At 64.9% G+C, this 23,019-nt stretch carries 24 protein-coding genes and 1 other RNA gene; 9 read left to right on the top strand and 16 right to left on the bottom strand.

Translation table 11 applies throughout. From position 1 onward, the window contains the following. Window positions 1-38: 38 nt before the first annotated feature. The 4 genes from carA to H1D44_RS21265 form a co-directional block, all read right to left on the bottom strand. Window positions 39-1,196 (bottom strand): glutamine-hydrolyzing carbamoyl-phosphate synthase small subunit, encoded by a 1,158-nt coding sequence (carA, locus tag H1D44_RS15750; RefSeq protein ID WP_181515851.1) that lies wholly within the window; start codon window positions 1,194-1,196, stop codon window positions 39-41. Window positions 1,197-1,453: 257 nt separating this feature from the next. Beyond that, a complete protein-coding gene (gene dapB / locus H1D44_RS15745) occupies window positions 1,454-2,260 on the bottom strand; it encodes a 4-hydroxy-tetrahydrodipicolinate reductase (protein WP_181515811.1) in 807 nt (268 codons plus the stop codon). A 52-nt stretch (window positions 2,261-2,312) separates the two neighbouring features. Continuing rightward, window positions 2,313-2,615 carry a HigA family addiction module antitoxin gene (locus H1D44_RS15740; protein ID WP_181515810.1) on the bottom strand — a complete coding sequence of 101 codons (303 nt, stop codon included), beginning with the start codon at window positions 2,613-2,615 and terminating at the stop codon, window positions 2,313-2,315. 26 nt (window positions 2,616-2,641) lie between these two features. Beyond that, a complete protein-coding gene (locus H1D44_RS21265; protein ID WP_340162534.1) occupies window positions 2,642-2,719 on the bottom strand; it encodes a hypothetical protein in 78 nt (25 codons plus the stop codon). A gap of 316 nt (window positions 2,720-3,035) precedes the next feature. Between H1D44_RS21265 and H1D44_RS15730 the strand changes: the two genes are divergently transcribed. Then, entirely contained in the window at window positions 3,036-5,006 is a 1,971-nt protein-coding gene (locus H1D44_RS15730) for an MBL fold metallo-hydrolase (protein WP_181515809.1), read from the top strand. Here the strand turns inward: H1D44_RS15730 and H1D44_RS15725 are convergent. The 6 genes from H1D44_RS15725 to grpE form a co-directional block, all read right to left on the bottom strand. Further along, complete coding sequence (locus H1D44_RS15725; RefSeq protein WP_238984463.1) at window positions 5,003-5,914, bottom strand: DMT family transporter; 912 nt, start codon at window positions 5,912-5,914, stop codon at window positions 5,003-5,005. The two genes, H1D44_RS15730 and H1D44_RS15725, sit on opposite strands and share 4 nt — an antisense overlap. Further along, on the bottom strand, window positions 5,911-6,192 hold the full coding sequence (locus H1D44_RS15720) for a DUF2218 domain-containing protein (protein ID WP_181515808.1): 282 nt from the start codon (window positions 6,190-6,192) through the stop codon (window positions 5,911-5,913). The genes H1D44_RS15725 and H1D44_RS15720 overlap by 4 nt, the downstream gene beginning before the upstream one ends. A 174-nt stretch (window positions 6,193-6,366) precedes the next feature. After that, a complete protein-coding gene (locus H1D44_RS15715) occupies window positions 6,367-6,606 on the bottom strand; it encodes a hypothetical protein (protein ID WP_181515807.1) in 240 nt (79 codons plus the stop codon). A gap of 150 nt (window positions 6,607-6,756) precedes the next feature. Further along, on the bottom strand, window positions 6,757-7,908 hold the full coding sequence (dnaJ, locus tag H1D44_RS15710; RefSeq protein WP_181515806.1) for a molecular chaperone DnaJ: 1,152 nt from the start codon (window positions 7,906-7,908) through the stop codon (window positions 6,757-6,759). Between the two features lie 105 nt (window positions 7,909-8,013). Continuing rightward, window positions 8,014-9,948: a molecular chaperone DnaK gene (gene dnaK / locus H1D44_RS15705; RefSeq protein WP_181515805.1), complete on the bottom strand. Its 1,935-nt coding sequence runs from the start codon at window positions 9,946-9,948 to the stop codon at window positions 8,014-8,016. Window positions 9,949-10,080: 132 nt separating this feature from the next. Further along, window positions 10,081-10,710, bottom strand: a complete 630-nt coding sequence (grpE, locus tag H1D44_RS15700; protein WP_181515804.1) for a nucleotide exchange factor GrpE — start codon at window positions 10,708-10,710, stop codon at window positions 10,081-10,083. 218 nt (window positions 10,711-10,928) lie between these two features. Between grpE and recN the strand changes: the two genes are divergently transcribed. Beyond that, the gene (gene recN, locus H1D44_RS15695; RefSeq protein ID WP_181515803.1) at window positions 10,929-12,605 is read left to right on the top strand and encodes a DNA repair protein RecN; all 1,677 of its coding nucleotides are present in this window, start codon (window positions 10,929-10,931) and stop codon (window positions 12,603-12,605) included. A 95-nt stretch (window positions 12,606-12,700) separates the two neighbouring features. On the opposite strand, the gene fur is transcribed toward recN, so the two are convergent. Further along, the gene (gene fur, locus H1D44_RS15690) at window positions 12,701-13,147 is read right to left on the bottom strand and encodes a ferric iron uptake transcriptional regulator (protein ID WP_181515802.1); all 447 of its coding nucleotides are present in this window, start codon (window positions 13,145-13,147) and stop codon (window positions 12,701-12,703) included. Between the two features lie 72 nt (window positions 13,148-13,219). Between fur and H1D44_RS15685 the strand changes: the two genes are divergently transcribed. After that, a complete protein-coding gene (locus tag H1D44_RS15685; RefSeq protein WP_181515801.1) occupies window positions 13,220-13,705 on the top strand; it encodes an outer membrane protein assembly factor BamE in 486 nt (161 codons plus the stop codon). A 26-nt stretch (window positions 13,706-13,731) separates the two neighbouring features. Here the strand turns inward: H1D44_RS15685 and H1D44_RS15680 are convergent, their stop codons facing one another. Then, a complete protein-coding gene (locus H1D44_RS15680) occupies window positions 13,732-14,025 on the bottom strand; it encodes an RnfH family protein (protein ID WP_181515800.1) in 294 nt (97 codons plus the stop codon). A gap of 4 nt (window positions 14,026-14,029) precedes the next feature. Continuing rightward, window positions 14,030-14,464 (bottom strand): type II toxin-antitoxin system RatA family toxin, encoded by a 435-nt coding sequence (locus tag H1D44_RS15675; RefSeq protein ID WP_181515799.1) that lies wholly within the window; start codon window positions 14,462-14,464, stop codon window positions 14,030-14,032. A 128-nt stretch (window positions 14,465-14,592) separates the two neighbouring features. On the opposite strand from H1D44_RS15675, the gene smpB reads away from it, so the two are divergent. Then, window positions 14,593-15,084, top strand: a complete 492-nt coding sequence (gene smpB / locus H1D44_RS15670; protein ID WP_181515798.1) for an SsrA-binding protein SmpB — start codon at window positions 14,593-14,595, stop codon at window positions 15,082-15,084. Between the two features lie 135 nt (window positions 15,085-15,219). Next, window positions 15,220-15,599, top strand: a transfer-messenger RNA (tmRNA) gene (ssrA, locus tag H1D44_RS15665). Window positions 15,600-15,976: 377 nt separating this feature from the next. Here ssrA and H1D44_RS15660 read toward each other — a convergent pair. Beyond that, window positions 15,977-16,732 carry a Crp/Fnr family transcriptional regulator gene (locus tag H1D44_RS15660; RefSeq protein WP_238984464.1) on the bottom strand — a complete coding sequence of 252 codons (756 nt, stop codon included), beginning with the start codon at window positions 16,730-16,732 and terminating at the stop codon, window positions 15,977-15,979. Between the two features lie 377 nt (window positions 16,733-17,109). Here H1D44_RS15660 and H1D44_RS15655 point away from each other — a divergent pair, with 377 nt between their 5' ends. The 3 genes from H1D44_RS15655 to H1D44_RS15645 all read left to right on the top strand — a co-directional run bounded on the left by H1D44_RS15655 (window position 17,110) and on the right by H1D44_RS15645 (window position 20,919). Further along, window positions 17,110-18,309 (top strand): saccharopine dehydrogenase family protein, encoded by a 1,200-nt coding sequence (locus H1D44_RS15655; RefSeq protein WP_181515797.1) that lies wholly within the window; start codon window positions 17,110-17,112, stop codon window positions 18,307-18,309. 7 nt (window positions 18,310-18,316) lie between these two features. Further along, complete coding sequence (gene nspC / locus H1D44_RS15650; RefSeq protein WP_181515796.1) at window positions 18,317-19,474, top strand: carboxynorspermidine decarboxylase; 1,158 nt, start codon at window positions 18,317-18,319, stop codon at window positions 19,472-19,474. A 146-nt stretch (window positions 19,475-19,620) separates the two neighbouring features. After that, window positions 19,621-20,919, top strand: coding sequence for an aspartate kinase (locus H1D44_RS15645; RefSeq protein WP_181515795.1), 1,299 nt, complete (start codon window positions 19,621-19,623; stop codon window positions 20,917-20,919). A 104-nt stretch (window positions 20,920-21,023) separates the two neighbouring features. On the opposite strand, the gene H1D44_RS15640 is transcribed toward H1D44_RS15645, so the two are convergent. Continuing rightward, window positions 21,024-21,275 (bottom strand): hypothetical protein, encoded by a 252-nt coding sequence (locus tag H1D44_RS15640; RefSeq protein WP_181515794.1) that lies wholly within the window; start codon window positions 21,273-21,275, stop codon window positions 21,024-21,026. Window positions 21,276-21,354: 79 nt separating this feature from the next. Beyond that, window positions 21,355-22,377 carry a type I glyceraldehyde-3-phosphate dehydrogenase gene (gene gap / locus H1D44_RS15635; RefSeq protein WP_181515793.1) on the bottom strand — a complete coding sequence of 341 codons (1,023 nt, stop codon included), beginning with the start codon at window positions 22,375-22,377 and terminating at the stop codon, window positions 21,355-21,357. 355 nt (window positions 22,378-22,732) lie between these two features. Here gap and H1D44_RS15630 point away from each other — a divergent pair. Then, window positions 22,733-23,019, top strand: a 287-nt coding sequence (locus H1D44_RS15630) for a pyruvate kinase (protein ID WP_244964826.1), incomplete at its 3' end; no start/stop codon positions are given.

The following is a 23,019-nucleotide window of genomic DNA, read 5'->3' as shown; positions in this document are numbered from 1 at the left end:
TTCGTTGAAATCAGGTGATGAGACGAAGGCGGCGCCGCTCAGCGGCGCTCACGCATCATCGTCACGAAGCGGTCGAACAGCGGCGACACGTCGCGCGGCCCGGGACTCGCCTCCGGGTGCCCCTGAAAGCTGAAGGCCGGTCGGTCGGTCAGCTCGATGCCCTGCAGGGTGCGGTCGAACAGCGAGCGGTGCGTGGCGCGCACGTTGCCTGGCAGGCTCGCCTCGTCGACGGCGAAGCCGTGGTTCTGACTGGTGATCATCACGTGGCCACTGTCGAGGTCCTGCACCGGGTGGTTGGCGCCGTGGTGGCCGTGGTTCATCTTCACCGTCCTGGCGCCGGCGGCCAGGGCCAGCAGCTGGTGGCCGAGGCAGATACCGAACACCGGCACCTGCGTCTCGAGGATCTCGCGAATGGCCGCAATGGCATAGTCGCAGGGCGCCGGGTCGCCGGGGCCGTTGGCCAGCAGGATGCCGTCGGGGCTGTGTGCCAGCGCTTCACTGGCCGGGGTCTGGGCCGGCACCACGGTGAGCCGGCAGCCGCGGGAGGCGAGCATGCGCAAGATGTTGTACTTCACCCCGAAGTCGTAGACCACCACGTGGAAGGGCCGCTCGGCTTTTCCATCAGGGCCGCCGGCATCGACGTTACCCTGGCCCAGCGCCCACTCGCCCTCGCTCCACTCGTAGGCCTGCTGGCAGGTGACTTCCTTGGCCAGGTCCATACCCTTGAGCCCGGGAAAGTCGCGGGCTGCCGCCAGGGCGCGCTCGACGGCATCGTCGCCCTCGGCCTCCCGCCCCGCCAGGATGGCACCGTTCTGGGCGCCCTTGTCGCGCAGGATGCGGGTCAGGCGGCGGGTGTCGATATCGGCGATGCCGAGCACGTTCTGGCTCTTGAGGTAGTCGGAGAGCGACTGTTCGGAGCGGAAGTTGCTGGCGATCAGCGGCAGGTCGCGGATCACCAGGCCGGCAGCAGCGATGCTGCCGGACTCGACGTCCTCGGCATTGATGCCGGTGTTGCCGATATGCGGGTAGGTCAGGGTCACGATCTGCCGGGTATAGGAGAGGTCGGTAAGAATCTCCTGATAGCCGGTCATGGCCGTATTGAACACCACCTCGCCGCTGGTTTGCCCATCGGCGCCGATGGCGGTGCCGTGAAACACGCTGCCGTCTTCCAGGGCCAGTATCGCGGGTCTGTTCAATGCGGGGCTGTTCAAGACAAGGTCCTCCCATGCTGGTGCGAGCCTGAGGGGCGCAGGCTCGTCGGCTATCGTCGCGGCGACAGATTCGGCTCGTAAAAAAGCGGGACGAAGCCGATAAGAAACCGGTTTCATCCCGCTTGTTGTCTCTGTTTGCTCGGGGCTGGCCACGCAACAAGCGCGCAGTAGGTCTGCTGTTTTCAGGCGCCCGGCCAAAATTTTGGAGATGTTACAGGATTCTCTCCTTCTCGACCACCCCTTTAGCCCAAGCCCAGCACATCCTGCATGCCATACCGGCCGTTACTCTGGTCGGCCACCCAGCGCGCCGCCCGCACCGCGCCCTTGGCGAAGGTCATGCGGCTCGAGGCCTTGTGGGTGATCTCGATGCGCTCGCCCTCGGTGGCGAACATCACCGTATGCTCGCCGACGATGTCGCCGGCGCGCACCGTGGCAAAGCCGATCTCCTTGGGATCCCGCGGCCCGCACTGGCCGACCCGCTCGAACACGCCGTGCTCCTTGAGCGTGCGATCCAGGGCCGCGGCCACCACCTCACCCATCTTCAGCGCGGTGCCGGAGGGCGAGTCGACCTTGTGGCGGTGGTGCGCCTCGATCACCTCGATATCGTAGCCCTCGTCACCCAGCGCCCTGGCCGCCGTCTCGAGCAGCTTGAGGGTCAGGTTGACGCCCACGCTCATGTTGGGCGCGAAGACGAAGGGCAACTGGCCGTGATAGCCATCGAGCTCGGCCAGCTCGTCGCCGGAGAGCCCGGTGGTGCCGATCACCATGCGCTTTCCATGCGCGGCGCAGAAGGCCAGGTTGGCCAGCGTTACCTGGGGCGCGGTGAAGTCGATCAGCACATCGAAGTCGTCGGCAATGGCATCGAGGGAGTCCACCGCAGCGACTCCCAGCTTGCCGAGGCCGGCCAGCTCGCCAATATCGGCGCCAGCCAGTGAGCTGCCCGGCTCGACGATACCGCCGGCCAGGGTGGCGCCGGCATCCTCCTGCACGGCGTTGACCAGGGTGCGGCCCATGCGGCCGGCGACACCGACGATGGCGATACGGGTCATGCGGACTCCTGCGAAATCTGGCGAGTGGGGGTCGAGGGAGTATATCAGAGCCTCAGGCGGCATCTCGCGGCGATACGCTGCGCTCGATCTCCTCGCCATGGTCGAGCTCGACCCGCTTGAGATCATAGGCAGCCTGAAGGTTCAGCCACGATTGGGCATCGCCGCCGAAGTAGCGCGTCAGGCGCAAGGCCGTATCCGCCGAAATCGCGCGGCGCTCCTTGAGGATCTCATGCACCCGGGTCGCGGGCACGCGAAGCTCTCGCGCCAGTGCATTGGCACTCATTCCCAGCGGCTCGAGATATTCCTCCCGCAGCACCTCCCCTGGATGGACGGGCCGCATGCCATTCTTGATCATGCTGAGGGCTCCTTTTAGAACGTCATTCAGTGGTAATCCACGATCTCCACATCGAAAGCGGCACCGTTTTCGAAGCGAAAGCACAGGCGCCATTGGCTATTGATGCGGATGCTGTATTAACCCTGCCTGTCCCCGCGTAGTGCCTCAAGACGATTGCCGGGTGGTGAGCGCAGGAAGTCCAACGTGGTGGCGGAATCCAGCAATTGCAGCTTACGCTCGGCCTGTCGCCGGAAAGCACGAAATGCTTTGGTGCACCCAGTCCCTTCATAGAGTTGCTGAGTACGCTTACAGGCAAAGGATTCAATCATGCCTCATGCTATTACGCGCCGCGTAATACGTCAAACAGAATACCCGAGCGCTTGGGCAGCGGTGGCAGAATCGCCCACACTGCTGATGACGCTACCGCAATGAAGGAACGCCATGCCGCCCCACGACGCGACGGATGCCATCGCAGCCCCCCTGCTCGAGCTACTGCAACGCCACCCGCGCGTGCTGCTCAGCGGCCCGCCCGGCAGTGGCAAGAGCACCCTGGCGCGACGGGTGGCGGCATGGCTGGCCGAACGGGGTCAGGCGTGCCGCTGCGTGGCCGCCGACCCCGGCCTGCCCGGCTTCGGCCCGCCCGGCGCCGTGTGCCTGGGCCGTTGGGATGCACAGCAGGGCGACTGGCAGCTGGAGGCCATCGAGGCACTGGCCACCCTCGACAGCGCCCGCTTTCGCCTGCCGCTGGTCGAGGCGGTACGCCGTCTGGCCGAGCGTGCCGAGACCGGGGCACTGCTCATCGACAGCCCCGGCGTGGAGCGCGGTATCGGCGGCGCCGAGCTACTGTCGGCGCTGGCCAGCGTCGGCCGAGCGAGCGCCGTGGTGCGCCTGGTGCCGGCGCTGGAGCGCGACCCGTACGCGCATGAGCGCGCCGCCCTGGGCCTGGAGACGCTGAATCTGCCTGCCCATCCCCGCGCACGCCACCCCGGCAAGCAGCAGCGCCGCCAGTGGCGCACCGCCGCCTGGGACGCCTATCTCGACCTCGCCGAGACACGGGAGCTCGACCTGTCGACGCTGTTCCTCATCGGCACTCCGCCGCCCTCCGACGCTCCCCATGCCTGGCCCGGACGTCAGGTCGGCCTGCTCGATGCCAGCGGGACGACCCTGGCCCTGGGTGAAGTGCTTGCTCTGGAGGGGGAGCGGCTAACGCTGCGGCTGCCCTCACTCGCCGCTGCGCCCCATACCCTGCTGGTGCGTGAGGCCTTGCGCCACCCGGACACGGGCCTGGGCACGGCTCGCCCGTACCGGCCGGCGCCTGCCGCGACGACGGAGGAGGCGACCCTGCTCGCCCTGCCAACGCAGGAGAGCGCCAGCGGCCCGCGCCCGTCGGTGCGCCTCAACGGCGTGCGTGCCACCTTGGTCAACGGCGTGTTCGGCGACCCGCTGCTGCATCTGCGCCTGCGCCACCGCAAGCGCAGCCTGCTGTTCGACCTGGGCGACCCCGGCCGGCTGCCGGCGCGGCTGGCCCATCAGGTCAGCGATGTGTTCATCAGTCACGCCCACGCCGACCACATCGGCGGCTTCCTGTGGCTGCTGCGCTCGCGCATCGGCGACTACGACCCCTGCCGGGTCTACGGCCCGCCCGGGCTTGCCGCTCACCTTGACGGCTTCCTGCGCGGCATTTTGTGGGATCGGGTCGAGGCCAATGCACCGCGCTTCGAGGTCTTCGAGCTGCATGGAGAGAGGCTAGCCCACTATCGCCTGGTGGCAGGCCAGCCGATGAAAGCCCTGTCGCCGCGGGAGATCGACGCTGGCGAGATCCACGCCGAGACAGACTTTCGTGTGCGAGCGGTCACCCTGGACCACGGCACCCCGGTGCTGGCCTTCTCCTTCGAGCCTGACACCCAGCTCAAGGTGCGCAAGGAGCAGCTGGAGGCTCACCGCTGGACGCCCGGCCCCTGGCTAGGCGAGCTCAAGCAGCGCGTACTGGAAGGCGACGATGCCGCCGAGATCACGCTACCCGGCGGCAGCCGGCAAACTGCCGCGGAGCTGGCAGGCGAACTGCTGTTCTCGCAGCCCGGCCGGCGTCTGGTCTACGCCACCGACTTTGGCGACACCCCGGAGAACCGCGAGCGCCTGCTGTCACTAGCCCACGGCGCCGAGGTGCTGTTCTGCGAGGCCTCGTTTCGTGAAGACCAGACCGAGCAGGCCCGGCGCACCGGCCACCTGACCGCCCGCGCCTGCGGCGAGATCGCCGCCGCGGCCGGGGTCGGCCAGCTGGTGCCGTTCCACTTCTCGCGCCGCCACGTGGAGGACGTGGGCGAGCTCTACGCCGAGATACGCCGTCGCTTTCCGCGCCTGGCCGCCACGCCGGGCAGCGAACCCGCCGACGAGCCGCACGACGCGGACTAGCCTGTCTCGCATCTGCCGTTCTGGCGCAGCAGCAGGCCGATGGCGACCAGCACCAACGCGCTGCCCGGCAACCACTGCCAGCCGATCTGTTCGGGCGCAGTGGCAAACAGCAGCAGCATGGAGACGAAGGGCACCATGTAGCCGTAGGCAGTGACGGCCCCTGGGGTGAGCACCGAGGTGGCCCGCTGCATCAGCCAGAAGGTGAGCGCGCTGGAGAAAAGCCCCAGGTAGGCCACCAGGGCAACATCCTGCCAGCGCATGGAAAGGAGCTGGGTAGCCGGCTCGATGGCGAGCCCCAGCAGGCCGATGGCGATCCAGCCCAGCCCCAGGCTCCAGAAGGTGCGCACCGCCGCCGACTCCGGCAGCCACTCCCGCGCCAGCCCCCACTTGCTCAGCACCGGGTAGAGCGCCGACGACACGCAGCCGAGGAAGAACACTGCCTCGCCGAGACCCAACCGCATGCCTTCACCATGGCTCTGCGCCTCGGCAAAGGCGAGCGCCAGCGCCCCGCCGGCCCCCAGCGCGAGGATGGCTGGCAGCTGCCAGTTAAGCCGCTCGACGCGCAGCCCCAGCCCCATCAGATAGGCCAGCAGCGGCACGGTGACGTAAAGCGTGGCCATGGAGAGCGCGGTGGCGTGGTGGGCGGCCCAGAACATGGCACCGAAGAAGCCGGCCAGGCACAGCCCCATCAAGGCATAGAGCGGCAACACTTGCCAAGGGGGAAGAAAGTCGGACGAGCGTCGCGCCAACCACCACAGCCCGGCACAGGCAATGGCAAAGCGCAGCGCAGTGAGCGACAGCGGCGGCAGCTCGCTCATCAGCCCCACCGCGGGAAACGACAGCCCCACCAGCAGCGCCCACAGCAGCATGCCCAGGTGGGCCAGGTGCGGCGAAATCGGCGCGCTCAATTTTCCCAGACGATGGTCAGCTCCTCGTCGCCCGCCATGCGCTCCAGGTGGGCATCGACCACCCCCTCGAGGCGGTCGAGCACCTCTTCGTCCAGCGCCTCGACGGCGACCAGCAGCTTGCCCGGCTCGACGCGCATCACGCAGGAGCCATCCTCAAACGCCACCCGGCTCTCCTCCTCACCCTGCTCCACTTCCAGCTTGTGCGCCCAGTGCTTGCACAGCCGGTTCATCAGCCTCGCCCCGGACTCCGTGGCGATCTCGGCACGCGACATCGGCATCGTAACGATCTCCCTTCGTGGTGAGCTATCAGACTAAAACGCCGCAGCGGGTTGGCGCCAGTCCCGGAGCGCAGCGCAACACGGAACGATAGGTTCGCCCTGCAACCTACTCGCAGCCTATGCGTCGTGGGAGCTTGGCTGCAGAAAAAGAAATTGGAAGCGGGGAAGATGAGATCAGCGCGGCGGCATGGCATCCCCGGGCTCATCGAACCAGGGCAGGCGGCGCTTCAGTGCACGCACCGCCCTGGGCACCGCCACCAGGCGAACCAGGTAGGCGAGCACCAGGCCGATGATGATAGAGAAGAGCATGCCCTGTCCCAAGCGAAACATCAGTGCGGTGAAGAAGGCGGTGAGGATCGCGGTAAAAACCTCTTCAAGATGATCCTGGATCCAGGCCTTGTAGCTCGGCTTCATCGGTTGGCTCCTGTAGGGAATGTCGCTGAGTGAAATCGGTTGCCTACCATAGCAGAAACCCGCCAACCGGCGGGCTTCATCAAATGCGGATGCAAAGAGGCCCCAGGCTCGGAGAGACTGGGGCCATGTAGCGTGCCGCCGCGACAGGCGCTAAGGCTTCATGTCCTCGAAGAACTTCTTCACGCCGTCAAAGAAGCCGCTCTTCTTGGGCGAGTGGTGGGCGCTGTTGCTGCCTCCCAGGCTCTCCTGGAGCTGGCGCAGCAGCGCCTTCTGGTCTTCGCTGAGGTTGACCGGGGTCTCCACCACCACCTTGCACAGCAGGTCGCCCGGCGGACCGCCGCGCACCGGCTTGACGCCCTTGCCGCGCAGGCGGAAGAGCTTGCCGGTCTGGGTCTCGGGCGGGATCTTGAGCTTGACCCGGCCGTCGAGCGTCGGCACCTCCAGCTCGCCGCCCAGCGCGGCATCGACGAAGTTGATCGGCACCTCGCACTGCAGGTGCTTGCCGTCGCGCTGGAAGATCCGGTGCGGCTTGATCGCCACCTGTACGTAGAGATCGCCGGGCGGGCCACCGTTGATACCGGACTCGCCCTCGCCGTTGAGGCGAATGCGATCGCCGGTATCGACCCCGGCGGGAATCTTCACCGACAGGGTGCGGGTCTCGCGCACACGGCCCTCGCCGTGGCACTTGTGGCACGGCACCTTGATGTGCACGCCGCTGCCGTGACAGGTGGGGCAGGTCTGCTGCACGGCAAAGAAGCCCTGCTGCATGCGTACCTGGCCGTGGCCGTTACAGGTGGGACAGGTCTCCTTGGTGGATCCCGGCTCGGCACCCTGGCCGTCGCAGCGATCGCACTCCACGTGGCGCGGCACGCGGATGTCCACGGTGGTGCCGGCAACGGCGCTCTCCAGGTCGAGCTCGAGGTTGTAGCGCAGGTCGCTGCCGCGCTGGGGCGCGTGCGGGCTGCGCCGACCGCCGCCTCCGCCGAAGATGTCGCCGAAGACATCGCCGAAGATATCGCTGAAGCCGCCGGCGCCAGCACCGCCGAAACCACCGCCGCCAAAGCCGCCGGCCTGGCCGTCGACGCCGGCATGGCCGAACTGATCATAGGCGGCACGCTTCTCGCCGTCGGAGAGGATTTCGTAGGCCTCGGACACCTCGCGAAACTTCTCCGCGGCAGTGTCGTCATCCGGGTTGCGGTCCGGATGGTACTTCTGCGCCAGCCGTCGGTAGGCCTTCTTTATGTCTTTGGTGTCGGCCCCGCGCTCGACGCCGAGCACCTCGTAATAATCGCGTTTGGACATGGGTCCATGCGCCTCCTGGTCTAGGCAGATCTGCCCGATCCGCGGAAACGGCAACGCGGGAGTCGTCCCCCCGCGCTACCGTCGTCCGTGGTATCGCCTTGGCGATTACTGCTTCTTCTGGTCGTCGTTGACTTCTTCGTACTCCGCGTCGACCACGTCGTCTTCGGGCTTGGCGCCGGGCTCCTGGCCTGCTTCGCCACCGCCCTGCTGGGCGGCCTCGGCCTGGGCAGCGTACATCTTCTGCGCCAGGTTGCCGGAGGCCTCGGTCAGCTTGTCCAGCTTGGCCTGGATGTCATCCTTGTCGTCACCCTTGAGCGCTTCCTCGAGCTCGGAGGCGGCCGTCTCGATGGCCTGCTTCTCCTCGTCGGTGGCATGCTCGCCGGCTTCCTGCACCGTCTTGCGCGCGGCGTGGACCATGCCGTCGGCCTGGTTGCGCAGGGCCACCAGCTCCTCGAACTTCTTGTCCTCGTCGGCATGGGCCTCGGCGTCGCGGACCATCTGCTCGATCTCGTCGTCGGAGAGGCCGCTGGAGGCCTTGATGACGATGGACTGCTCCTTGCCGGTGGCCTTGTCCTTGGCGGACACGTTGAGGATGCCGTTGGCGTCCAGGTCGAAGGCGACCTCGATCTGCGGCACGCCACGCGGCGCCGGCGGAATGTCGGCCAGGTCGAAGCGACCCAGCGACTTGTTGCCGCCCGCCTGCTTGCGCTCGCCCTGCAGCACGTGAATGGTCACGGCGGTCTGGTTGTCATCCGCGGTCGAGAAGGTCTGGGTCTTCTTGGTCGGGATGGTGGTGTTCTTCTCGATCAGCGGGGTCATCACGCCGCCCAGGGTCTCGATGCCCAGCGTCAGCGGTGTGACGTCGAGCAGCAGCACGTCCTTGACGTCACCGCCCAGCACGCCGCCCTGGATCGCCGCGCCCACGGCCACGGCCTCGTCCGGGTTGACGTCCTTGCGCGCTTCCTTGCCGAAGAAATCGGCCACCTTCTTCTGCACCATGGGCATGCGGGTCTGGCCGCCGACCAGGATGACGTCGTCGATCTCGGAGGCGGACAGGCCGGCGTCGGCCAGCGCGGTCTTGCACGGCCCCAGCGAGCGCTGCACCAGCTCCTCCACCAGCGACTCAAGCTTGGCCCGGGTCACCTTGACGTTGAGGTGCTTCGGCCCGGTGTTGTCGGCAGTGATGTAGGGCAGATTGACGTCGGTCTGCTGGGCGCTGGAGAGCTCGATCTTGGCCTTTTCGGCGGCTTCCTTGAGGCGCTGCATGGCCAGGTTGTCGCCGGACAGGTCGATGCCGCTGTCGGCCTTGAACTGATCGACCAGGTAGTTGATCAGCGCCATGTCGAAGTCTTCACCACCCAGGAAGGTGTCGCCGTTGGTGGCCAGCACCTCGAACTGGGTCTCGCCGTCGACATCGGCCACCTCGATGATGGAGATGTCGAAGGTACCGCCACCCAGGTCATAGACGGCGATGGTCTTGTCGCCGCGGGACTTGTCCATGCCATAGGCCAGCGCCGCCGCGGTGGGCTCGTTGATGATCCGCTTGACCTCGAGGCCGGCGATGCGGCCAGCATCCTTGGTGGCCTGGCGCTGGGAGTCGTTGAAGTAGGCCGGCACGGTGATCACCGCCTCGGTCACGGTCTCGCCCAGGTAGTCCTCGGCGGTCTTCTTCATCTTCTTCAGCACTTCGGCGCTGACCTGCGGCGGTGCCAGCTTCTTGTCCTTCACCTCGACCCAGGCATCGCCGTTGTCGGCCTCGGTGATGCCATAGGGCACCATCTTGATGTCCTTCTGGACGACGTCGTCCTTGAAGCGACGACCGATCAGGCGCTTGATGGCGTACAGGGTGTTCTTCGGGTTGGTGACCGCCTGGCGCTTGGCCGACTGCCCCACCAGGATCTCGCCATCATCGGTATAGGCGATGATGGAAGGCGTGGTGCGGGCGCCTTCGGCGTTCTCGATCACCTTGGCGCTGTCGCCGTCGAGCACGGCCACACAGGAGTTGGTGGTCCCCAGGTCAATACCGATGATGCGTCCCATAGGAAATCCTCGAAAATTCGTTTGCCTTGAATTCATCTCTGCGGCATCTACCGCGGTTGACGTCTATCTGGGGGGCGCCTGCTGCGTTTTCAAGCCCTGCCCCCGCTTTCGCGACTCGATCGCCCTGCGACCTCAGCCCGCGGCCTGGCTGACCACCACCATCGCTGGGCGCACCAGGCGGCCATTCAGGGTGTAACCCTTCTGGATCACTTCCATCACGCTGTTGGGGTCCAGCTCAGGGTTGGGCACCATGGCCATGGCCTCGTGATACTGCGGATCGAACGGTTCGCCGGCCGGATCGAGCATCTCGACGCCGAACTTGGCCAGCACGTCCTGCTGCATCTTCAGCGTCATGGAGACGCCCTCGCGGTGGGCGTCGCTGGCGCCTTCGGCCATCGCCTCGAGGGCCTTTTCCAGGCTGTCGACCACCGGCAGCAGCTCCTTGACGAAGCGCTCCAGGGCGAACTTGCGTGCCTTCTCGGCCTCCTGCTCGGCGCGACGGCGCACGTTCTGCGCTTCGGCGGCGGCGCGCAGCGCCTGATCCTTGGCCTCGACCAGGCTCTGTTCCAGCTCCTCGACCTGGGCAGCCAGCATGTCGGCTTCGGGATTGTCGCTCACGGCCGTGGGCTCCTCGGCTGGCACGGCCTCGTCACTCCCGGCGCCGACCGCCTCGTCCAGCTCGCCTTCCATCGGCTCCGGGCGGGCCTCTTCCTCGCGCCGAGCCAGCTCATCGTCTAGCGGGGTCTGGGGTTCTTTAGCCATGCGCATCTCCTGAAGCAACGCCGGCCCAGCGGGCCGGAACGATTTCATTCGGGCAATAAAGCCTCTAGGTCTGCCGCCTATATGGGGTGCATCGGCAGCAAACTCAAGTGATCCGGCGCTTATCGGTCCGGTGTGTGTTGAGCGCCGGCTTCGACTACTGTATAAAAATGCAATACCGTGTATGGATATCCAGCCCTGTTCGGTTGCCGGGAGGCCTCATGCTGACGCAGCTTGCCATTCGCGATTACGCCATCGTCGACACCCTCGACCTGGAGCTTGCCGGCGGCATGACCGCCATTACCGGAGAAACCGGGGCCGGCAAGTCGATCCTGCTCGGTGCCCTGGGGCTGTGCCTGGGCGAACGCGCCGATGCCGGCAGCGTCCGCCACGGCTGCGAGCGCGCCGACCTCTCGGCACGCTTCGATATCACCTCCCTCCCCGCAGCCCGGCGCTGGCTCCAGGAGCGCGAGCTACCCACCGACGACTGCCTGCTGCGCCGCGCGGTGACGGCCAACGGCCGCTCCAGGGCATGGATCAATGGCCAACCGGCCACCGTGGCCGACCTCAAGGCGCTAGGTGAGCATCTGGTCGAGATCCATGGCCAGCATGCCCACCAGCTACTGCTGCGCGAAGAAACCCACCTGCGCCTGCTCGATGACTTCGCCGGCAACCGCTGCGCGGTGAGCGAACTCACGGAAACATTCCGCCGCTGGCAATCGAGCCGGCGCCGTCTGAAGAAATTGACCGAGAGCGGTGACGAGGTGCAGGCGCGTCGCCAGCTGCTGCGCTATCAGGTCGAGGAGCTCGATGCCCTGGCCCTGGGTGACGAGGAGCTTGCCACCCTGGAGCACGAACAGGAACAGTTGGCTCACGCCGAGGAGACGCTGCGCGAGGCGCAGGTGGCCGCCGAGTGCTGCGACAGCGATGAAGGCGGCGTGCTGGCCCTGCTGAGCCAGGCCGGGCAGCGGCTCGAACCGCTGCCCGGCAGCGACCGGGGCGCTCTGGCGGAGGTGCTGGCCATGCTCGGCGAGGCGCGTATTCAGGTGGAGGAGGCGATACGCGAGCTGCGCCGCTTTGCCGATACCACCGAGCTGGATCCGGAGCGCCTGGCCTGGGTGGAAGCCCGACTGGGCGAAGTACACCGGATTGCGCGCAAGCATCACGTAATGCCCGAAGAGCTGCCTGGCCTTCACCGCCGGCTGCAGGCCGAGCTGGAAGGGCTCGAGGGCAGCGACCACGACCTCGAGACGCTGCGCGCCGAGGTCGAGGCGCTGCGCGACGACTGGCGCGAGCAGGCACGCCGCATTGGCGAGGCCCGCCGCCAGGCGGCGGCAAGGTTCGGCAAGGCAGTGCAGGAGCAACTCGCCTTCCTGGCCATGGGCAAGGCGCGCTTCGAAGTGGAGGTGGCCGGCCGCGAGTCGCCGCAGCCCGACGGCATGGAAGACGTGCGCTTTCTGATCAGCGCCAACCCCGGCCAGCCGCCGCGCCCGCTGACCAAGGTCGCTTCCGGCGGCGAACTGTCCCGCATCAGCCTGGCAATCCAGGTGGTAGCGGCACGGCACTCGACCATTCCCAGCCTGGTATTCGACGAGGTGGACGTCGGCATCTCCGGGGCCACGGCGGAGATCGTCGGCCAACTGCTGCGACGGCTGGGCGAAAGCGGCCAGGTGATGACCGTGACCCACCTGCCTCAGGTGGCGGCACAGGCCCACCATCACCTGCATATCGAAAAGCAGGCCAAGCGCAACACTACCCTGACCCGCATGGCGCTACTCGACGAAGCCGGCCGGGTCAGCGAACTGGCACGCATGCTGGGCGGTGTCAGCCTTTCCGACCGCACCCTGGCCCACGCCCGGGAAATGCTCGATGCCAGCCAGCAGGGGGCTCCCCACTGAGCGAGCCCCAGCTTGCCACGCGGCAACAAGAAAGCGGCACCGATCCTGGACCGGTGCCGCTTTCTCAGTCGCTACAGCGGGATAAGTAGCCGGGATTACTTGCGCGGCTGCCCTTCCTGGCGCGTGGTATTGGAGCCGCGCGGGCGCACGTAGAGCACCAGCGCATGATCGACCAGCTCGAAGCCGTGCTCTTCGGCGATTTCCTGCTGGCGGCGCTCGATGGTTTCGTCGAAGAACTCGATGATCTCGCCACTATCGAGGCACACCATGTGGTCGTGGTGCTCCTCCTGGGAGATCTCGAAGACGGCATGGCCGCCATCGAAATTGTGGCGTATCACCAGTCCCGCCGACTCGAATTGGGTCAGCACACGGTAGACGGTCGCCAAGCCGACGTCCTCCCCGGCTTCGAGCAGGGTCTTGTAGACGTCCTCGGCACTCAGATGGTGCTGCCCCGTGGCATTCTCGAGGATCTGCAGGATCTTTACACGCGGCAAGGTGACCTTCAGGCCTGCCTTGCGCAATTCATGGTTCTGGTCGGCCATGTTCGCTCTTCGCAGTATCGGGTAGGGTCGGGTATGATCGACCGAATCCACGATAGTGAAGAACGGACACAAATGCAAAAGCTGATCAAAACCATCCCCCTCGTCATCGCCCTGACCGTGGTCAGCGGCTGCGTTTACAAGCGGGATCTGCCCCAGGGCAACTACATTACCGAGGGCATGGTCCAGCAGCTCCAGCCAGGCATGAACCGCTCCCAGGTGGTCAATGTCATGGGGCGCCCGCTGCTGGAGGCCCCGTTCAATGCCAACCAGTGGGACTATGTGTTCCGTCTCGACGAGGCGTACGGCGATGTGCAGCAGCGTCGGGTCACGCTGACTTTCGACGGCGAGCAGCTGGTCAACGTGCAGCGTGAAGGCGACTTCTCCGAGGACATCGAACTCCGGCCGCAGGACGACATCGGCCCGGCGGTAGAGGGTGCAAGCCCGATGGGGGAGCTGCCGGCCAGCCAGCCGGAGGCAGCCCCTGAAACCGCCCCGGATGCCGGCGGCACCCTGCCCCAGGGCGGTGAGCCGGCTTCCACCGAACCGCTTGAGCTCTAGGCTACACGCCGAAAGCAGCGCTAGGCCTACTTCCTGGCGCGCTCGGCGCGCCGGGCTCGTGCCTGCTTGGGGTCGATCTCGAGCGGGCGATAGACTTCGACCCGATCCCCATCCCGCAGGCGGTACTCGCCAGGATCGCGCAGCGGTTGGCCGAAGATGCCCAGGTCCGCCTCGGCAAAGGTGGCCGGCGGAACCTCCGGAAACCGCTGTTCGAGCCCGGCCAGGACAACGGCCTGGCGAGCAGTGGTACCGCGCGGCACTTCGAGCGCCACGATACGCTGTCGCTCGGGCAAGGCGAAGGCCACCTCCACCCTGATCATCGATTCAGCGCCCGTAGAGTTCATCGGCGCGGCGGGTAAAGGCATCGACCAGCTGACTGGCCACCTGCTGGAACAGCTTGCCGAAGGCCATGCCCAGCAGCCGGTTGGCAAACTCGAACTCCAGCTCCAGGCACACCTTGCAGGTGCCCTCGCCCATCGGCAGGAACAGCCAGCGTCCACGCAGACGCTTGAACGGCCCACTGACCAGCGACATCTCGATACGCTCCGGTTCGATGAGGTCGTTACGCGTGGTGAAGCTCTGCTCGATTCCCGCGCGCCCCAGGGTCATCTCGCCGATCAAGTGCGAATCGTCGCGCTCGAGCAGCCGCGCCCGCCGACAGCCTGGCAGAAACTCCGGGTAGCGCTCGAAGTCGTTGACCAGTTCGAACATGTCCCGAGGGGTGTGCCGCACCAGGGCGGACCGATTGACCATTGGCATTGAGCTCTCCGCTGACTTCACAGTGCCCAGGGCGTATCATGAGCGGTTATTTCACGCCTTGAATGGTAACACGCTTCCCCCCATATCGAAGGGAACGTAGCCTCAGGCAGAACATGACAAGAGGTTCCATGGCCAACAAGAAAGGCAAGGGCAAGGGCCCTGGCAGCAACGTCATCGCCCAGAACAAGAAGGCTCGCTTCGAATACCACGTCGACGAGACCTTCGAGGCCGGCCTGGTGCTGGCCGGCTGGGAAGTGAAGAGCCTGCGCGCCGGGAAGGCCCAGCTCACCGATACCTACATCCTGGTAAAGGATGGCGAGGCCTGGCTGCTGGGCAGCCATATCACTCCGCTCAACACCGCCAGCACGCACGAAATTGCCGATCCCTCGCGTACACGCAAGCTGCTGCTGCATCGCAAGGAGATCGCCAAGATCTTCTCCCGCTCCCAGGAGAAGGGGCACACCTGCGTGCCGCTCAAGCTCTATTGGAAGGGCAACAAGGTGAAGTGCGAGCTGGCCCTGGTCACGGGCAAGAAGCTGCACGACAAGCGCGCCACCGAGAAGGATCGCGACTGGCAGCGCCAGAAAGGGCGGATCATGCGGGAACACACCAAGGCCTGAACCGCCAGAAGGGCCGACACTTCGCGCCGCTCCCCGGAATCGGCCAGAAACGGGAACAAGAAACGGAAAAGCGTGCAACCAACTCGTCCGACAGGTGTCATAGACGTACCCAGGCTGTTAAGATGGGTCTGCTACGGGGGCGACATGGCTTCGACGCCGGTGACAACCTCCTAGGTGCATGCCGAGAGCGTGATGTATCTCGTAAATCCAACATCACGACTAAATAGTCGCAAACGACGACAACTACGCTCAGGGCGCGCTGGCAGCTTAATAGCTGTTAGCTTCTAGTCCGGCCCCAAAGCGATGTGCCCATTCATCGCGGAGGGGATACGAGCTAAAGATGATGGGATCGCGGTTGGCGACGTCCTCTCGTCAATCGCTAAACCTTCGAGGAATCGCGTAGCTGGATCCTGCCCGTTGGAGCCAGATGCGTTAAACCAAAAAACGGACCTAAGCATGTAGAGCCGAAGAGTGAGTGCCGGCGGACGCGGGTTCGATCCCCGCCGCCTCCACCAATCAAGCAAGCGAATCAAGCACCTACGGGTGCTTTTTTCGTTTTATCCCGTCGAGTGGCGCATTTCGTGCAAGCCAGAAGCCGGAATCAAGAATCTCGCCAGGGCGAATGACGGATACCACACGCCCACGCCCTAGCGAAACCATTCTCCCCATGAATGTAATTTTTTGTTTAGATGAAAGGGCACTCCAGTCGTCAGCTCGGCCGCTGAAGTGCCTGATGGAGCACTGCTCCACAGCATGGCCATGGATGGCCACTCACCAGCCGTCAAGCAGGCGTAAAGGCTCACCCGCACTGGGTCAGCCCTCTTCATTCTCTCTATTTCCACCGGATATGCCGGAAGGCTCAGGCAGGGCCAACCACGCGTTTCACACGTGGCTATCGCTCCAGCTTTTGAAAAGCCTGGAATGCAGGGGGTAACGATTCATCGATATACGTGTCGTTGAACTCGACCAGCCGCGCCAGGGCGTCGGGGTCGGGCAGCGCCACGTGCTGGCGGTCACGTTGCACCAGGCCCTCGTCGCGCAGCATGGAAAAGGTGCGGCTCACGTGCACCGCACTCAGCCCCAGAGCATCACCGATCTGCTCCTGTGACAGAGGCATCGCAAAGCCGTTGTCTTCTATGGCACCGATTCGCTGCAAACGGAGATAGAGCTCGTAGAGAAAGTGCGCCAGCCGCTCGTGGGCGGCATACCGGCCAAGGTAGACAAGTCGCTCGGTCAGCATGGCCTGCTGGCGAACCGTCGTGGCAATGAGGCAGGATGCCAGGGCCGGTGAATGGCCAAAGAGATCGAAGAGTTGCTGGTATGTGAAGGGGCTCACCACACCGTCATTGATCATCGCCACGCCGGCTAGTCGTCGCGAGAAGCCGAAGTCCCGCATGCCGATGATGTCACCTGGCAGGTAGACCTTGAGGATCTGCATCGAGCCGTTGCCGAGATTACGATATGAGTAGGCCCATCCCTCCTTGACCACGCAGAACAGGTCCACGTCCGCAGCCTCCTGCCACAATACCTCACCGGCCGACACGCGCTTGGGATTGAGCTCCAGGCCCAGCAATAGCGCCTTGTCTTCAGGCGAGAGGGCTCCATGCAGGCCAAGACCTCGCATCACTACCGTATCGAGTAGGGTCACTCTGCTGCCTCTCAGGCCAAATTTTGATTAACGCCATAATAAACACATGCTTATATAGTTATTCATAACTTATGTTATAGACACCCAATTTAGCCTCCCTTGGCTTTCGCAACGACGACAGGAGGCCGGGAATGCCCAGCGTGCCCTTCAGTGCAGCCAGGCTCGCCTGCTCGCTCTTGCACACGCGGCTGCCGCCCCCCTGCTTTGGTCTAACTGAACACACGAAAATCACTTGCCCCCGGCTTGATGGGGGGCCATTATCAGCGCGCAAGCGATGCAAGACCGGGGTGGCATCGGGACGGGCATGACGAGATGGCCGAAAATCCGATAAGACCCTACCCTTTCATAGACATTCCCGATCTGGATTAGAGAGGCCCATGAGCAAAGTCCTGATTATCGGCGCCGGCGGCGTCGGAGGCGTCGTCACCCACAAGTGTGCACAGCATCCCGAAGTGTTCAGCGAGATCTGCCTGGCCAGTCGCAACGAAGACAAGTGCAAGGCCATCGCCGCTCAGCTGGACCGCCCTATCCAGACGGCCCAGGTAGACGCCGATAGCGTTGAAGCGCTGGTGGCGCTGATCGAGTCGTTCAAGCCGGACGTGCTGATCCACGTGGCCCTGCCCTATCAGGACCTGACCATCATGGAGGCATGCCTGCAGACCGGCGTGCCCTATCTCGATACTGCCAACTACGAGCACCCGGACGAGGCCAAGTTCGAGTACAAGGAGCAGTGGGCCTTCCAAGACCGTTACGTCGAGGCCGGCAACATGGCCACCCTGGGCTGCGGCTTCGACCCGGGCATGACCAACATCTACTGCGCCTACGCCCAGAAGAACCTGTTCGACGAGATCCACCGCATCGACATCCTCGATGCCAATGGCGGCGACCACGGCTACCCCTTCGCCACCAACTTCAACCCGGAGATCAACATTCGCGAGATCACCGCGAAAGGTCGCTACTGGGAGAAGGGCGAGTGGAAGGAGACCGATCCGCTGGCGGTGAAGCGCAAGTTCGATTTCGACGGCATCGGTGAGAAGGACATCTACCTGCTCTACCACGAAGAGCTGGAGTCGCTCAGCCAGAACATCAAGGGCCTGGAGCGCATTCGCTTCTGGATGACTTTCTCCGAGAAGTACATCACCCATCTCAAGGTGCTCGAGAACGTCGGCATGACCTCCATCGAGCCGATCGAGGTGGGCGGAGCCAGGATCGCCCCACTGGAGTTCCTCAAGGCGGTGCTTCCCGACCCGGCCTCGCTGGGCCCGCGCACCAAGGGCAAGACCAACATCGGCATCATTGCCGACGGCATCAAGGACGGCAAACGGCGCAAGGTGTACATCTACAACATCTGCGACCACGAGGCATGCTACCGCGAGGTTCAGTCCCAGGCGATCTCCTACACCACCGGGGTGCCGGCGGTGACCGGTGCCATGCTGATGCTGGAGGGCACCTGGAAGGGCGCGGGCGTATTCAACGTCGAGCAGCTCGATCCCGATCCCTTCATGGCACGCATCGGTGACATGGGCCTGCCCTGGCAGGTGGTAGAGCTCGATCCCGACCACGACCCGCTGGCCTGAGGGCGAGATGAGCCGGATCGCCTATCCGTTCGACATTCACGCCTGTCCGTCGCCGGCCTACGTGGTCGACGACGCCCTGCTGCGCAAGAACCTGGAGCTGCTCAGGCAGGTCCAGGAAGACAGCGGCGCTCGTATCCTGCTGGCGTTGAAGGGTTTCGCCATGTGGGACACCTTCCCGTTGGTGAGCCAGTACCTGGTAGGCACCACCGCCAGCGGGCAGGACGAGGCGCGCCTGGGTGCCGAGAAGTTCGGCGGCGAGGTGCACGTCTACTCGCCGGCCTTCACCGAGGCGGAGATGCAGGTGGTCCTGCAGTACGCGGACCACATCAGCTTCAACTCCCCGGGGCAGTGGCAGCGCTTCCGCGCCGCCGTCGCGGAAGCGCCGCGCCAGGTCTCCTGCGGGCTGCGGGTGAACCCGGAGTACTCCGAGGGCAAGGTGGCCATCTACGACCCCTGCGCACCCGGCTCCCGGCTGGGCACGCGCGCGGTAGACTTCGAAGGCGCCGACCTGGCCGGGCTCGAGGGGCTGCACTTCCATACCCTGTGCGAGCAGAACAGCGACGCCCTGGAGCACACACTGGAGGCCTTCGAGGCCAAGTTCGGCGGCTACCTGGCCGACAAGCAGTGGGTCAATTTCGGCGGCGGGCACCATATCACCCGCGCCGACTACGACATCGAGCGGCTGGTGCGGGTGATTCGCGGCTTCCGCGAGCGTCATCCGCATCTCACCGTCTACCTCGAGCCCGGCGAGGCGATCGCGCTGAATACCGGCTTCCTGGTCTGCACGGTGCTGGATATCGTCGACAATGACGGCCCCAACGCCATCCTCGACACCTCGGCCACCGCGCACATGCCCGACGTGCTGGAGATGCCCTACCGGCCGCACATCATCGGTAGCGGCGAACCGGGCGACAAACCCTTCACCTACCGCCTGGGTGGCACCACCTGCCTCGCCGGGGACGTGATCGGCAGCTACTCGTTCGACTCTCCGCTCGCCATCGGCGACCGCCTGGTGTTCACCGACATGGCCCACTACACCATGGTCAAGACCACCACCTTCAACGGCATACGCCTGCCGTCGATCTGTCGGGTCGACGAGCGCAGCCGCGAGGTACGCACGGTAAAACGCTTCGGTTACGAGGCCTACATGGAGCGCCTCAGTTGAGATGGCCGCTTTACGGATAAAGCCCCTGCGGGGGCTTTTTTCGTATCTGCACCGTCGCTTGCACGGCGTGCCGAGCTGCCCTTTCCCTGCACGCCAATTTGCACCAAGGTATAGAGCATGAATGTACCTGCCAGGGAGAGTCAGGAATGACCACCGTGTTCAAGTTCGGCGGCGCCTCGATCAAGGATGCCGATGCCATTCGCCAGCTGACCCCGCTGATCGAGTCCCATCGAGACCGCCCGCTGGTGGTGGTGGTCTCGGCCATGGGCAAGACCACCAACAAGCTGGAGGCGCTGCTCGCCGCCGCCCGCGACGAGAGCCGGCGCGACAGCTATCGCGAACGCTTCGAAGCGCTCAAGACCGAGCATCACGAGGCGATCGAATCACTTTTCGGCGACTCAGCGGATTCACCGCTCGAACGCATCGACGCTCTCTTCGACGAGCTCGACGCGCAGCATCGCAAGCACCGTGGCAGCGCCTATGCCAGACACTATGACCAGACCGTCTGCTATGGCGAGCTGCTCTCCACCACCATCGTCGCCGCCTGGCTCAACCATTGCGACATCGCCACCGACTGGCAGGACGCCCGCGAACTGGTGCGCACCGACAATCACTATCAAGCCGCCAACCTGGACTGGGAGGCAACGGCCGAGACCGTGCGGAAACGCCTGGCAAACAGCGAGCGGGTGACTCTCACCCAGGGCTTCATCGGTGGCACCACGGAGGGCGAGGCCACCACACTGGGACGCGAAGGCTCCGACTTCAGTGCGGCAATCTTCGCCCACTGCCTCGACGCTCGGGAAGTGGTGATCTGGAAAGACGTCACCGGACTTTTCAATGCCGACCCCCGGCGCTTCGACAACGCCGTGCAGCTTGAGCACATTTCCTACGCCGAGGCCACCGAGCTGGCCTGGCATGGTGCCAAGGTGATCCACCCCAAGACCCTGGGGCCGCTGCAGGAGAAATCGATTCCACTCACGGTACGCTCCTTCGAGACGCCGGAAGCCGCCCCGACTACCATCGACGCCGAGCGCCGCTTCGACAGCGATGTGGCGAGCTGCATCCTGCGCGAGGATCAGGTCTGGCTCGAAGTGCAGCCGCGGGATTTCTCCTTCATGGACGAGCCGCGCCAGCACGACATCCTCGGCCGGCTGGTGGAGGCCGGGCTGCATGCCAACCTGGTCGACAGCAGCGCCATGCGCTTCGTGCTGTGCCTCGACGACAAGCCCGAGCGCCTCGAGCCGCTGATCGAGTCACTGCAGGGCGACTATGAGGTGGCCCGGGAGAACGACCTGACGCTGCTCACCGTACGCCATCCCGGGCCGGGCATGATGGATGCACTGAGCGAAGGGCGCGAGACGCTGGCCGAGCGGCGCAATGCGACCACCGCACAGCGCCTGTTCTACAGCCAGGAATGCCCGGAAACCTGGCATATCCCCGACTAGCCGGCAGCACAGGCTGTAGATAACTCAAACCGCGCATGCCGAAGGACATGCGCGGCTCGATGCTCTACTTGCCTGTGCTCGGATCCTGCCTGCGGCCGAGCAAATCAGTTGCTCAGGTCGATATCGTCCTCGTCGGTCGCGGCCCCGGTCGCGGCACCCGCGCCGGCGCCGATCGCCGCCCCGGTCACGGGGCTTCCGCCCGTGGCAGCACCAGCCGCCGCCCCGGTTGCGGCGCCTACACCGGCACCGCTGGCGGCACGCTCACCGGTGCCTGTGCCGCAGCCTGCCAGGCCCAGCATCAGGGCAGCGGCAAAGATCACAGCGGCACTACGCATTCCCACTCCAAAGCGCTTCATGACTTACCTCCTGATCCATGGATGTACACCTTCAACGTAGTCAATGGATCCGGCAGGAAGCCAAGCGAAGCGGCTTGCCTCACGCTGCCTTGCGCTTGGCATCGCCCGCTGCATGCATGGCCAGCGCCGTGTCGAGCATGCGGTTGGAGAAGCCCCACTCGTTGTCGTACCAGGCCATCACCTTGACCAGGCGACCGTTTACCCGGGTGTGATTGCTATCGAAGGTGGAAGAGTTGGCATCATGGTTGAAGTCGATGGAGACCAGCGGCTGGGCATTGACCGCCAGCACCGGGGACGCCTCGGCAGCCTTGGCCAGGATAGCGTTGATCTCCTCCTTGGTGGTATCGCGCCCGGCAGTGAACACCAGGTCCACCAGCGAGACGTTGATCACCGGCACCCGAACCGCCAGCCCATCGAACTTGCCGGCCAGCTCCGGCAGCACCAGGCCTACCGCAGCAGCGGCGCCGGTCTTGGTCGGGATCATCGAGTGCGTGGCGCTGCGCGCCCGGTAGGGATCGCTGTGATAGACGTCGGAGAGATTCTGGTCATTGGTGTAGGCATGCACCGTGGTCATCAGGCCACTCTCGATACCCACAGCATCGCTCAGCGCCTTGGCCACCGGCGCCAGGCAGTTGGTGGTGCAGGAGGCGTTCGACACCACCTTGTGCTCGGCACCCAGCACATGTTCGTTGACCCCATACACCACGGTGGCGTCGGCGTCAGGGCTGGGCGCGGAGATCAGCACGCGTTTGGCACCCGCCTCGAGGTGCTTGGCGGCGGCGTCCCGCTTGGTGAATAGCCCTGTGCACTCCATCACCAGATCGACGCTCAGCGCCTTCCACGGCAGCGCGGTCGGGTCGCGCTGGGAGAGAATGGCGATACGGTCACCGTCCACGCTCAGGCTCTCCTCGTCGTGCTCGACAGTAAACGGAAAGTGGCCGTGCACGGTATCGTGACGCAGCAGATGGGCATTGAGGGCGGGATCGCCCAGATCGTTGATCGCGACGACCTGTACCTGGTTGCGGTAGCCGTTCTCGTAGAGGGCACGCAGCACGTTGCGACCGATGCGGCCAAAGCCGTTGATGGCGATCTTGAGCGTCATGTCTGATCTCCTCCGTAGCGTTATTTTATCGGTATAGGAAAATCGAGCCGAGTGGCGGAGGTCATGCTTGGCGCAGGCCCACGACTCTTGAAGATAGCTTTAATGTGGCGCAGTACAGTGACAGGCACAAGATTTTTTTAGTAACTTTACAACATATTCTAATCTCACCTCTCCCGGAAGGAGTTATATCGATCGCCCCTTTTTCGCCTTACCACCAACCAAAAGCACCACAAAATAGCTTGAATCAACGAAACAGCGCGGCATGATCACATGCTTACGGTTCTGGCCAGCCTGTAGTAATATTACCTTGATGGCATGACCGTCACCTTACAACAAGCCACCTCGGAGGACCGCCATGTCGCCCCACGCCCCCATCCGCCGCACCAAGATCGTCGCCACCCTGGGCCCGGCCAGCGACCGCGAGGGCGTGCTGGAGGCCATGATCCGCACCGGCGTCGACGTGGTACGCCTCAACTTCTCCCACGGCAGCGCCGCCGACCATCGCCGCCGCCTGATCGCCGTGCGCCAGATCGCCGACCGCCTGGGGCGCAGCGTCGCCGCCCTCGGCGACCTGCAGGGGCCCAAGATCCGCATCGCCCGCTTTCGCGACGGCGCCGTGACCCTCGAGGCGGGCCAGCCCTT

The organism is Billgrantia kenyensis (genome assembly GCF_013697085.1).
GTDB classification, from domain to species: Bacteria; Pseudomonadota; Gammaproteobacteria; order Pseudomonadales; family Halomonadaceae; genus Halomonas; species Halomonas kenyensis.
The sequence above is the reverse complement of the archived record's forward strand: the minus strand, read 5'-3'. Positions and strand labels throughout refer to the sequence as shown.

What these genes read in the sequence shown, in the direction of transcription:
- H1D44_RS15715 (WP_181515807.1), bottom strand. Translation starts at nt 6,606, where the DNA reads ATGAAGCCGAGCTACAAGGCCTGGATCCAGGATCATCTTGAAGAGGTT.
- H1D44_RS15685 (WP_181515801.1), top strand. Translation starts at nt 13,220, where the DNA reads ATGCAAAAGCTGATCAAAACCATCCCCCTCGTCATCGCCCTGACCGTG.
- H1D44_RS15720 (WP_181515808.1), bottom strand. Translation starts at nt 6,192, where the DNA reads ATGCCGATGTCGCGTGCCGAGATCGCCACGGAGTCCGGGGCGAGGCTG.
- dnaJ (WP_181515806.1), bottom strand. Translation starts at nt 7,908, where the DNA reads ATGTCCAAACGCGATTATTACGAGGTGCTCGGCGTCGAGCGCGGGGCC.
- H1D44_RS15655 (WP_181515797.1), top strand. Translation starts at nt 17,110, where the DNA reads ATGAGCAAAGTCCTGATTATCGGCGCCGGCGGCGTCGGAGGCGTCGTC.
- nspC (WP_181515796.1), top strand. Translation starts at nt 18,317, where the DNA reads ATGAGCCGGATCGCCTATCCGTTCGACATTCACGCCTGTCCGTCGCCG.
- dapB (WP_181515811.1), bottom strand. Translation starts at nt 2,260, where the DNA reads ATGACCCGTATCGCCATCGTCGGTGTCGCCGGCCGCATGGGCCGCACC.
- dnaK (WP_181515805.1), bottom strand. Translation starts at nt 9,948, where the DNA reads ATGGGACGCATCATCGGTATTGACCTGGGGACCACCAACTCCTGTGTG.
- H1D44_RS15730 (WP_181515809.1), top strand. Translation starts at nt 3,036, where the DNA reads ATGCCGCCCCACGACGCGACGGATGCCATCGCAGCCCCCCTGCTCGAG.
- H1D44_RS15640 (WP_181515794.1), bottom strand. Translation starts at nt 21,275, where the DNA reads ATGAAGCGCTTTGGAGTGGGAATGCGTAGTGCCGCTGTGATCTTTGCC.
- H1D44_RS15645 (WP_181515795.1), top strand. Translation starts at nt 19,621, where the DNA reads ATGACCACCGTGTTCAAGTTCGGCGGCGCCTCGATCAAGGATGCCGAT.
- recN (WP_181515803.1), top strand. Translation starts at nt 10,929, where the DNA reads ATGCTGACGCAGCTTGCCATTCGCGATTACGCCATCGTCGACACCCTC.
- gap (WP_181515793.1), bottom strand. Translation starts at nt 22,377, where the DNA reads ATGACGCTCAAGATCGCCATCAACGGCTTTGGCCGCATCGGTCGCAAC.
- fur (WP_181515802.1), bottom strand. Translation starts at nt 13,147, where the DNA reads ATGGCCGACCAGAACCATGAATTGCGCAAGGCAGGCCTGAAGGTCACC.
- H1D44_RS15680 (WP_181515800.1), bottom strand. Translation starts at nt 14,025, where the DNA reads ATGATCAGGGTGGAGGTGGCCTTCGCCTTGCCCGAGCGACAGCGTATC.
- H1D44_RS15675 (WP_181515799.1), bottom strand. Translation starts at nt 14,464, where the DNA reads ATGCCAATGGTCAATCGGTCCGCCCTGGTGCGGCACACCCCTCGGGAC.
- H1D44_RS15740 (WP_181515810.1), bottom strand. Translation starts at nt 2,615, where the DNA reads ATGATCAAGAATGGCATGCGGCCCGTCCATCCAGGGGAGGTGCTGCGG.
- grpE (WP_181515804.1), bottom strand. Translation starts at nt 10,710, where the DNA reads ATGGCTAAAGAACCCCAGACCCCGCTAGACGATGAGCTGGCTCGGCGC.
- smpB (WP_181515798.1), top strand. Translation starts at nt 14,593, where the DNA reads ATGGCCAACAAGAAAGGCAAGGGCAAGGGCCCTGGCAGCAACGTCATC.